The organism is Actinoplanes sp. GCM10030250, assembly GCF_042666575.1.
Lineage (GTDB): Bacteria > Actinomycetota > Actinomycetes > Mycobacteriales > Micromonosporaceae > Actinoplanes.
Genome location: NZ_JBHTDO010000050.1, coordinates 59,395 through 68,965, shown reverse-complemented (window position 1 = coordinate 68,965; position 9,571 = coordinate 59,395). Strand labels below are relative to the sequence as shown.

General features: G+C 69.7%; 6 protein-coding genes. 5 read left to right on the top strand and 1 reads right to left on the bottom strand.

Annotated features, from left to right (window positions below):
* Positions 1-269: 269 nt before the first annotated feature.
* The 5 genes from ACFQV6_RS40140 (at position 270) to ACFQV6_RS40120 (ending at position 6,289) form a co-directional block, all read left to right on the top strand.
* A complete protein-coding gene (locus tag ACFQV6_RS40140) occupies positions 270-1,193 on the top strand; it encodes a carbohydrate ABC transporter permease (RefSeq protein WP_378032964.1) in 924 nt (307 codons plus the stop codon).
* Positions 1,186-2,073 carry a carbohydrate ABC transporter permease gene (locus tag ACFQV6_RS40135; RefSeq protein ID WP_378032963.1) on the top strand — a complete coding sequence of 296 codons (888 nt, stop codon included), beginning with the start codon at positions 1,186-1,188 and terminating at the stop codon, positions 2,071-2,073. The genes ACFQV6_RS40140 and ACFQV6_RS40135 overlap by 8 nt, the downstream gene beginning before the upstream one ends.
* Before the next feature lie 19 nt (positions 2,074-2,092).
* Positions 2,093-3,400, top strand: a complete 1,308-nt coding sequence (locus ACFQV6_RS40130) for an ABC transporter substrate-binding protein (protein WP_378032962.1) — start codon at positions 2,093-2,095, stop codon at positions 3,398-3,400.
* A 111-nt stretch (positions 3,401-3,511) separates the two neighbouring features.
* Positions 3,512-5,725 (top strand): rhamnogalacturonan lyase, encoded by a 2,214-nt coding sequence (locus ACFQV6_RS40125; RefSeq protein ID WP_378032961.1) that lies wholly within the window; start codon positions 3,512-3,514, stop codon positions 5,723-5,725.
* 81 nt (positions 5,726-5,806) lie between these two features.
* Positions 5,807-6,289, top strand: coding sequence for a cupin domain-containing protein (locus tag ACFQV6_RS40120; RefSeq protein WP_378032960.1), 483 nt, complete (start codon positions 5,807-5,809; stop codon positions 6,287-6,289).
* A gap of 81 nt (positions 6,290-6,370) precedes the next feature.
* On the opposite strand, the gene ACFQV6_RS40115 is transcribed toward ACFQV6_RS40120, so the two are convergent.
* Positions 6,371-9,544, bottom strand: coding sequence for a S8 family serine peptidase (locus tag ACFQV6_RS40115; protein ID WP_378032959.1), 3,174 nt, complete (start codon positions 9,542-9,544; stop codon positions 6,371-6,373).
* Positions 9,545-9,571 lie beyond the last annotated feature (27 nt).

Sequence of the window (9,571 nt, the reverse complement as noted above, 5' to 3'; positions counted from 1 at the left end):
GGGTGGGCGGGGCGTTGTCGGAAGGTGGGCCGGGGTCGAGGGTGGGCGGCGCCGTGAGGGCGTTCCGGTGGGTGGGGGCAGGGGCCCGGAAACGAAGGTTGAATAGTTAAAAGATGATCTTGCGGAGAGGGGCGGCGAGGTCGCGGTCTGGGCTCTGAAACGATCCAGACTTAACCCCTTTGAAACCGTTGACCGCAGCTGTGTGACGGTGCACACTGCCAGGAAAGCGCTTTCCCCGTAGGGAGGCGCTCAGACGTGAAGGGGAACGGGTGAGTGCCCTCGGCGAGCTTCACCGGCTTCGTTCGTCTCGGTCCGGGGCGAAGCCGCGGGACAACAAGGCCGCATTCGTCTTCCTGTTGCCGTGGTTCGCGGGGCTGGTGCTGATCACCGCCGGGCCGATCGCGGCGTCGTTCGTGCTGGGGTTCACCGACTACAACCTGATCCAGCCGCCGGAGTTCAACGGCGTGGACAACTGGACGCGGATGGTCGGCGACGAGCGGCTGCACGGTGCGCTCGCGGTGACGTTCAAGTACGTGTTCATCTCTGTCCCGCTGCAACTCGCCGCCGCGCTCGCGCTGGCCATGCTGCTGGACCGGGGGCTGCGGGGGCTGGCGTTCTACCGGTCGGCGTTCTACCTGCCGTCGCTGCTGGGTTCCAGCGTGGCGATCGCCGTGCTGTGGCGGCAGATCTTCGGCGCCGACGGGCTGATCAACCAGGCGCTGGCGCTGATCGGTGTCGAGGGGCGGGGCTGGATCTCGGACCCGGACACCGCACTGGGCACGCTGATCGTGCTGAACGTGTGGACCTTCGGCGCACCGATGATCATCTTCTTGGCGGGGCTGCGGCAGATCCCGGTCATGTACTACGAGGCGGCCCAGGTCGACGGTGCCGGTAAGTGGACGCAGTTCCGCAGGATCACGCTGCCGCTGCTGAGCCCGATCATCTTCTTCAACCTGGTGCTGCAGATCATCCACGCGTTCCAGTCGTTCACCCAGGCGTTCGTCGTCTCGGGCGGGTCGGGCGGGCCGTCGGACTCCACCCTGTTCTACACGCTCTACCTCTACCAGCGGGGCTTCAACAACTTCGACATGGGTTACGCCTCCGCGCTGGCCTGGCTGTTGTTGCTGATCATCGCGGCGTTCACCGCGGTCAACTTCTGGGCCGCCAAGCGATGGGTCTTCTACGATGACTGACCTCAAGGAGCGGGTCACCCCGGCACCGCCGGCCGAAGCGCCGCCGGTGGGCAGCAGGGCGATGCGCAGCGTGGCCAAGCACGCCGGCCTGCTCCTGCTCACCCTGGTCATGCTCTACCCGGTGCTGTGGATGGTGGTCAGCAGCCTCCGGCCGAACAACGAGATCTTCCGGTCGCCGGGGATCGTGCTGACCGATCTGGAGCTGCACAACTACGGGCAGGGCTGGGACGCGCTGTCCTCACCGTTCGGCCACTTCCTGATGAACTCGGCGATCGTCGTGATCGGCTGCATCATCGGCAACCTGGTGTCCTGCTCGATGGCGGCCTACGCCTTCGCCCGCCTCGAGTTCACCGGCAAGCGCCTGTGGTTCGCCGTCATGCTGGGCACGATCATGCTGCCGATCCACGTGCTGATCGTCCCGCAGTACATCATGTTCTCCAACCTCGGCTGGGTGAACACGTTCCTGCCGCTGATCGTGCCGAAGCTGCTGGCCACCGACGCGTTCTTCGTGTTCCTGATGGTCCAGTTCATCCGCGGCCTGCCCCGCGAGCTCGACGAGGCGGCCCGCATCGACGGCGCCGGCCACCCGCGGATCTTCCTCCAGGTGATCCTGCCGCTGATGCTGCCGGCCCTGGCCACGACGACGATCTTCACGTTCATCTGGACCTGGAACGACTTCTTCTCCCAGCTGATCTACCTGACCGACCCGGACATGTACACGGTCCCGGTCGCGCTGCGCTCGTTCGTCGACTCCACGGTCGCCACCAGCTGGGGCTCGATGTTCGCGATGAGCGTGGTCTCCCTCCTCCCGATCTTCCTCGCCTTCCTGATCGGCCAGCGCTACCTGATCAAAGGCATCGCCACCACCGGTATCAAATAACCCTCGGAAGGATCCCCCGATGCGATACAGCAGGCGCTCAATTCTCTCCCTCGGTGCCGGCCTGGGCGCGGCGGCCACCCTCGCCGCGTGCGGTGACAGCGGCGGCGACGCGTCCGGCGACATCTCCTCCGACGCGGTGAAGCTGCGGTTCACCTGGTGGGGCTCGGACGCCCGGCACAAGCGCACCCAGCAGGTGATCGACCAGTTCACCAAGAAGTTCCCGAACATCACGGTGTCCGGTGAGTTCAAGGAGTGGAACGGCTACTGGGACAGCCTGGCCACCACCGTCGCCGCCAACGACGCACCGGACATCATCCAGATGGACGAGCTCTACCTCGCCTCGTACGCCGAACGCGGCGCCCTGCTCGACCTCGGCACCGCGTCGAAGCACCTGAAGACCGACGGCATCGACGCCGCCGCGCTGGACACCGGCAAGGTCGGCGGCAAGCAGTACGCCATCCCCACGGGTGTCGCCGCGTACTCGATCGTCGTCAACACCGACCTCCTCGCCCAGTACAAGATCCCGGTGCCGGACGACTCCACCTGGACGTGGGACGACCTCAAATCCATCGGCGCCGAGGTGTCCAAGGCGTCCGGCGGCAAGGTCACCGGCGTACAGTCATGGGGTTTCGACTCTGGTGGTGTGAACATCTGGGCCCGCCAGGCCGGAGCGACCCTCTACGACGAGGCCGGCAAGGTCTCGATCCCGCCGGAGGTCCTGGCCGGCTACTGGCAGTACCTGCTCGATCTTGCCAAGCAGGGCATCGCGCCGGCGCCGTCGGTGACCGTCGAGCGGGCCGGCGCGCCGCTGGACCAGTCCGGCACCGCCACCAACACGTCCGCCTTCGGCACCTGGTGGAACACCCAGCTCACCTCGCTGGCCGCGGCGTCCGGTCAGAACCTGAAGCTGCTCAAGATCCCCGGCAACGGCCAGCCCGGCTCCGCGACCGCCCCGTACTACAAGCCGTCGATGTTCTGGTCGCTCTCCTCGCGATCCAAGCACCCGGCCGAGGCCGCGCTGTTCGTCGACTACCTGCTCAACACCACCGAGGCGGGCGAGGTGCTGCTCACCGACCGTGGCGTCCCGTCCAACGCCACCGTCCGCACCGCGATCACCCCGAAGCTGGCCGACACCGACAAGGCCGCCGCCGAGTACCTGTCCACGATCAAGGTCGGCGAGGCGCCCCGGGTCACCCCCAACGGCGCGAGCAGCATCGAGGCGATCCTCAAGCGCCACACCGAGGAGGTCCTCTTCGAGCGGCAGACGCCGCAGCAGGCCGCGACCGGCTTCATCAAGGAGCTGCAGGCCGAGATCGACGCGGCCTGAGATCAAGATCCTTTTTTCGTACGCGTGAAGCGCCGTTCTCCACCGGACGGCGCCACATCCCGCTCCGCCCTACCTCGCTCCTCCTTACATCCCCCGAGAAGGAGAACCGCCATGAGCTCCCGCATGGCAGGTGTCGCTGCCGCGTGCACGACGGCCCTGCTGTTCCTCGGACTACCCGGTACGGCCGCGCCCGCACACGGCCGGACCGGCATCACCCTGGAGAACCTCGACCGAGGCCTGGTCGCCGTCTCCACCGGCGAGGGCGTCTTCCTCAGCTGGCGCCTGCTCAAGCAGGAGGCCACCGGAGCCTCGGCCACCGGCCTGACCGGTAAGAACTTCCCGGTGTACCGCGACGGCAAGCGCATCGCGACAGTCACCGACAGCACGAACTACCTCGACAAGGACGGCACCGCCACGTCGAAGTACCGGGTCGGGAACGCCACCGTGACGCCCTGGGCCACCGGCTACCACGACCTGCCGTTGCAGAAGCCCGCCGACGGCGTGACCCCGGCGGGGGAGACCTACACCTACGCGGCGAACGACATGAGCGTCGGCGACATGGACGGCGACGGCCAGTACGAGTACGTCGTCAAGTGGGACCCGTCCAACTCCAAGGACGTGTCCCAGGTCGGCTGGACCGGCCCGGTCTACATCGACACGTACCGCGCCGACGGAACCCTGCTGCACCGCATCGACCTGGGCGTCAACATCCGCGCCGGCGCGCACTACACCCAGTTCCTGGTCTACGACTTCGACGGCGACGGCCGCGCGGAGATGATGCTCAAGACCGCGCCGGGCACGAAGACGATCCGCAAGGGCAAGGAGCGCTTCATCACCACGCCGGGCCACTCGCCCGCCGAGGACTACCGGATGAGCGCCGCCGACTACTACGAGCACGTCGTCGGAATGTTCCTCGGCTGGCACGAGCACCCCGAGGTTGTCGCCGGGCACTGGCCGGCCACCCTGGAGCAGGCGTTCGGCATCGCGCCCGCCTATCAGTACCCGCTCAGCCGCCCCGACGCGGAGGCGCTCACCGACTACTTCATGGACGTGTACGCGCCGGCCCGCAGCACCCGCAACAACCTGCGGGCGTTCGAGGGCTTCATCGTCGACGGCCCCGAGTACCTGACGGTCTTCGAGGGAGCGACCGGCCGGGAACTCCAGACCATCGCGTACAAGCCGGGCCGCCACGACGACGGCCTGATGTGGGGCGACTACGCGATGGCCCGCATCGAGCCCGGCAACCGGGTGGACCGGTTCCTCTCCGGCGTCGCGTACCTGGACGGCAAGCGGCCCTCGGCGGTCTTCGCCCGCGGCTACTACACCCGCTCCACGCTTGTCGCCTACCACTGGGACGGCCGCCGCCTGCGGGAGAACTGGTACGCCGACAGCGGCTGGACCCCGATGACGAACCCGTTCAACGACTCCCCGCACGGGCGCGACGGCACCGACCCCGAGTTCGGCAAGCTCACCACCCAGGGCTTCCACTCGCTCAGCGCCGCCGACGTCGACGCCGACGGCAAGCAGGAGATCGTCTACGGCTCGGCCACCATCGACAACGACGGCAGCCTGCTCTACTCCTCGTTCGCCACCCTCCCCGAGGGCAGCGCCGCCCCCGGCACCACCGCACGGCTGGGCCACGGCGACGCCATGCACGTCACCGACATCGACCCCGACCGCCCCGGCCTGGAGATCTTCACCGTCCACGAGGGCGCCACCTACGCGCCCTACGGCATGGCGATGCGCGGCGCGGCGGACGGCGAGGTCCTCTTCGGCACGTACTCCGGCCGCGACACCGGCCGCGGCATGATCGGCGACGTCCTCCCGGAGGTCCGCGGCATCGAGTCCTGGGCCAGCATGCCCGGCGGCTCCGAGGCCCTGGGCCTGCACAGCGCCAAGGGCGACATCCTCACCGACACCATCCCCGGCACCAACCAGAGCATCCGCTGGTCCGCCGACCTCACCACCCAGATCGTCAACGGCGCCGGCGACGTCACACCGACGATCGACGACTGGAAGCGCGGTCGCCTGCTCACCGCCGACGGCACCCGGGCCAACAACGGAACCAAGGGCAACCCCAGCCTGGTGGCCGACGTCCTGGGCGATTGGCGCGAGGAGCTTCTGGTACGCACGGCCGACAGCTCGGCGATCCGCATCTACCTGAGCACCGAGGTCACGAACCACAAGCTCTACACGCTCATGCACGACCCGCAGTACCGGGTGGAGGTCGCCCGCCAGCAGACCACCTACAACCAGCCGTCCTACCCGAGCTTCTACCTGGCCACCGACACCGACTGGAAGAAGGTTCCGCTCAGCAGGCGGTGACGGCCGTGCGGGCAGACGGTAGGTCGCGGGGCTGGCAGACTGGCACCCGAGTGTGATCACGACGGTCCGGAGGAGATGTCCATGACCTATCCACCGCCGATCTACCACGGTGAAGAGGGCGAGGTCAGCGCCCTCTACCGGCCCGACGGCAGCGAGCCCGAACTGGTCTATCCGAACGGGACACGGGTGCACTACCTGTCGTCCGGTGCGTCCACCGGCGGCTTGTTCGGCCTCTACCGCTGGGAGTGCGGACCGGGCGTGACCGGCCCGGATCCGCACTTCCACAACACGCTCACCGAGTCGTTCTTCATCCTCTCCGGGCGGATGGACATCTACAACGGCAAGGAGTGGCTGGACACCGGGCCGGGCGACTACGTGCACGTACCGGCCGGCGGCATCCACGGCTTCAAGAACCGGTCGGGCGAACCCGCGTCGATGCTGCTGCACTTCTCGCCCGGCGCACCGCGCGAGGGCTACTTCGAGGGCCTGGTCCGCATCGCCGAGATGACCGACGACGAACGCCGCGAGTTCTACCTCGACCACGACAACCACTGGCTCGACTGACGACCCCTCGCGGCGGAGAGCTCCAGCTGGGCGTGAGCGGGGTCTTTGGCGCGTTTCGGCACCGCTGAGGCCCAGCCGGGGTCAGCGGAGGGCGTAGGCCCTGAGGACGGTCTGGGTGACGGAGTTGCCGGCGGTGTCGGCTGCTGTGGCCCGGAGCGAGACGAAGCCGGGGCCTGGTGGGTGGGTAACCATGATGAGTCGCCGGTCGGCGGTCAGCGGGGCCTTGCGCCAGGTTCGGCCGTCGTCGAAGGAGACGTCGACGGCGAGTGAGCGGATGCGGCCGGTCTCAGAACCCGGCTGGTGTTCGACGAAGAGCGGGATGGTGAGGCGGGTGCCGGAGCGGGCGGTGTTCGTGTCGTCGAGCGGCGGGGCGAAGCGGACGGTGTGCAGGGGTAGCCGCTGAAAGGCCGCCGTGTGGGCGGAGCGGAACGTCCAGGAGGCGCGGACCTCGGTGGCGAGGGTGTGCGGCGCGCCGCGCGTGGCCGTCGACTCCAGGCGATAGGTGGCGCGGCCCGCGGGCAGGGTGAACTCGGTGCCCTCGCTCAGCTTGGTGGTTCCGCGGTACAGGGCCGTGGTCTCGGTGGCGAACCAGGACTGGCCGGGGTGACCGGCGCCGTCGCCGAAGAGCGGCAGTACAGCGGTGACGGTGTCGCCGTCGCGGGCCGCCCACAGGCCGGGGTATGGCGGGTGGGTGACGTTGGGGCCGTGTACTCCCCGGTTCCAGTCCTCGCGGTAGGTGCGCCCGGCCCGCAGGGTGCGGTGCGGTGAGGTCGACCCGCTGATCGGCTCGGCGAAGCCGCCGTCCGGTGTGAGCGTCTCGTTGAACTCGCCGCTCCACGCGACGTCCGGGTTCACGTACTCGGTGCGGCGGAACGGCAGGTCGAAGGGGAGTGCGACGGCATAGGGCGTGCTCTCCTCGGAGAACCGCGCGACGTTGGCTTTCTGCCCGCCGAAGGGCGCGCTGCCGGAGGGGCTGTCCGCGGCGTAGGTGGCGTCGAGCGCCGCCAGCGAGCCGAGTGCGGGAGCCCGGATCAAACCGGCGAACATCCGGCCGGGGCTGAAATAGCACAGGTCGGTCACCCACGGGCTGTTGTGGAAGCTGAAGTCGGCACCGGCCACCCCGAACGAGCCGCCCGCCGAGGCCAGGAAGAACGGCTTCGAGACGGGGGAGAGGGGCCCGGCGTACAGGTCGTCGAAGGTGAAGGCCAGGACGCTGCGCGGGTGGTAGGCGGCACCGGTGGTCCAGTCAGCGCTCACCGCGGCCAGGGCGGTGGTGGCACCGGCCTGCGGCGGGGTCAGGCGGACCGGTGCGGCGGTACGGGCGTCCGCGGTCAGGATCAGGTCGCGGTCGACGACCAGCTCGGTATCGGTCAGGACGGTCGTCTCGTCGCCGTGGTAGACGGTGGCGTGGACGCCGTACCGGCCGCGGGGGACGCGGACGACCTCGGTGCCGCGTTTCGCGTTGGCCTCGACGACGGCGGGACCGTCCAGGCCGAGCAGCTCGACGACGTGCTCGCTGCTGGGAGTGCCGTCACGGTTGGTGGTGCGGACGGTGACGTCGTACGCCTCCGGCTCCCGGTTGACGCCGAGCGCGGTCGTCGCCCGTACCCCGCCTGTCGCAGTGGCCGTGAGATGACCACCCAGCGGACCCTCCGCAAGGTCTTCCCTGGTGCCGGCGGTGACGGTGGTCGCCGCGGTGCCACCCGCCGGTACGGTCAGCGACGTGGCCGCCACCGAGAACGGCGCCCCGGTCGTGGCCAGGGTCAGGTTCACAGCGCCCGGACCGGAGTTGCGGTAGGTGACGGTGCGCTGGACCGGCGCGTCGTCGTCATGCGGCCACGCCTGCACGCCGAAGCTCACGCTGCCCTCGTCCACGGTCACCGTCTGGCCGATCTGCCGTGCCACGTCGACCCGCCCGGCACCCTGGTCGTAGGCGCTGACACCCTCGGCCGGCTGCGCAGACGCGACGAGCGTGTTCTTGCGGAGCCGTGACGACCAGCCGGGGTGCTGCTGGGTGAGGATCGCCGCGGCGCCCGCCACGTGCGGTGCCGCCATCGACGTGCCGGACATCGGCGTGTACCCGCCGGTCCCGGCCCGGGCCGCCACGATGCCGGCGCCGGGCGCGGTGATGTCCGGCTTCAGCCCGGCGTCACCCTTGCGCGGGCCGCGGCTGGAGAAACCGGTGAGCCGGTCGTCCCGGTCGACCGCTCCCACCGAGAGGGCGGCGTCCGCGGTCGACGGCGTGCCGACGGTGCCGGTGCCGCCACGGTTGCCGGCCGAGATCACGAAGAGGGTGTCGTGCTCTGCGGTCAACTGGTTGACGGCCTGCTCGAGCGGGTCAATGTCCGGCGTGTCCGGTTCGCCGAGGCTGATGCTGACCACCTGGGCGCGTTCGGCGGCCCAGATCATCCCGGCCAGGACGGCGGAGTCGGTGCAGAAGGTGGTCTCGCAGACCTTGCCGATGAGGAGCTTCGCGCCCGGCGCGACACCCCGGTACCTTCCGCCCGAGGCGGCTCCGGTGCCCGCGATCGTGGAGGCGACGTGCGTGCCGTGCCCGACCTCGTCGCCGCCGGTCGGGGCGCCGGTGAAGTTCTCGGTGCCGGCGACCTGCCCGGCCAGGTCGGGGTGGTCGAGGTCGATGCCGCTGTCCAGCACGGCCACGGTGACGCCGGTGCCGTCGAGTCCGGCCTGCCAGGCGGTGGGTGCGCCGATCTGCGGGACGCTGCGGTCGAGGTCGAGCCTGCGCCTGCCGTCCAGCCACACTTTCTGCACACCGGTCCGGAGGGTGAGCGCGTCCGGCGTACCCGAAGTGAGTCCTGACCAGAGGGCCGCACGGCCCGCGACGTCCGCACGGACCGCGAGCATGCCGACCGCGGAGAGGTCGCGCGTCACCCTGGCCGCGCCCGCGTAGACCGCGGATTGGCCGGCCGAAGGCCCGGTGAGCAGCAGCGGAAGGTCGTCGCCGACCTCGGCCAGCAGGGTGACGTCGAAGAGGCGCCGGTCGAGGCGGCCGTCGCGCAGCAGGGGGAGCGCGTCGGACGGAATGACGTGGCGGTGGCCGCCGGCGGTCCTGGTCAGGAAGCTGATGCCGCGGCGCCCCGGTCCGGGACGCACCGACGCCGTGGTGCCCTGGAGGGTGACCCGGTCGCCGGTGATCAAGGTGACCGCGGCAGGCCCGGCGGCGGCCTGCGCCGCCTGGGCAGGCGCGGGAAGTGCGCTCATGACGAGTGCGGCGGCGATGAGAAGAGCGCGCATTACGGTGCCTCCCCCGGTGCGGCTTTC

Coding starts and splice junctions, on each gene's coding strand:
- ACFQV6_RS40135 (WP_378032963.1), top strand. CDS start 1,186: ATGACTGACCTCAAGGAGCGGGTCACCCCGGCACCGCCGGCCGAAGCG.
- ACFQV6_RS40130 (WP_378032962.1), top strand. CDS start 2,093: ATGCGATACAGCAGGCGCTCAATTCTCTCCCTCGGTGCCGGCCTGGGC.
- ACFQV6_RS40125 (WP_378032961.1), top strand. CDS start 3,512: ATGAGCTCCCGCATGGCAGGTGTCGCTGCCGCGTGCACGACGGCCCTG.
- ACFQV6_RS40120 (WP_378032960.1), top strand. CDS start 5,807: ATGACCTATCCACCGCCGATCTACCACGGTGAAGAGGGCGAGGTCAGC.
- ACFQV6_RS40115 (WP_378032959.1), bottom strand. CDS start 9,544: ATGCGCGCTCTTCTCATCGCCGCCGCACTCGTCATGAGCGCACTTCCC.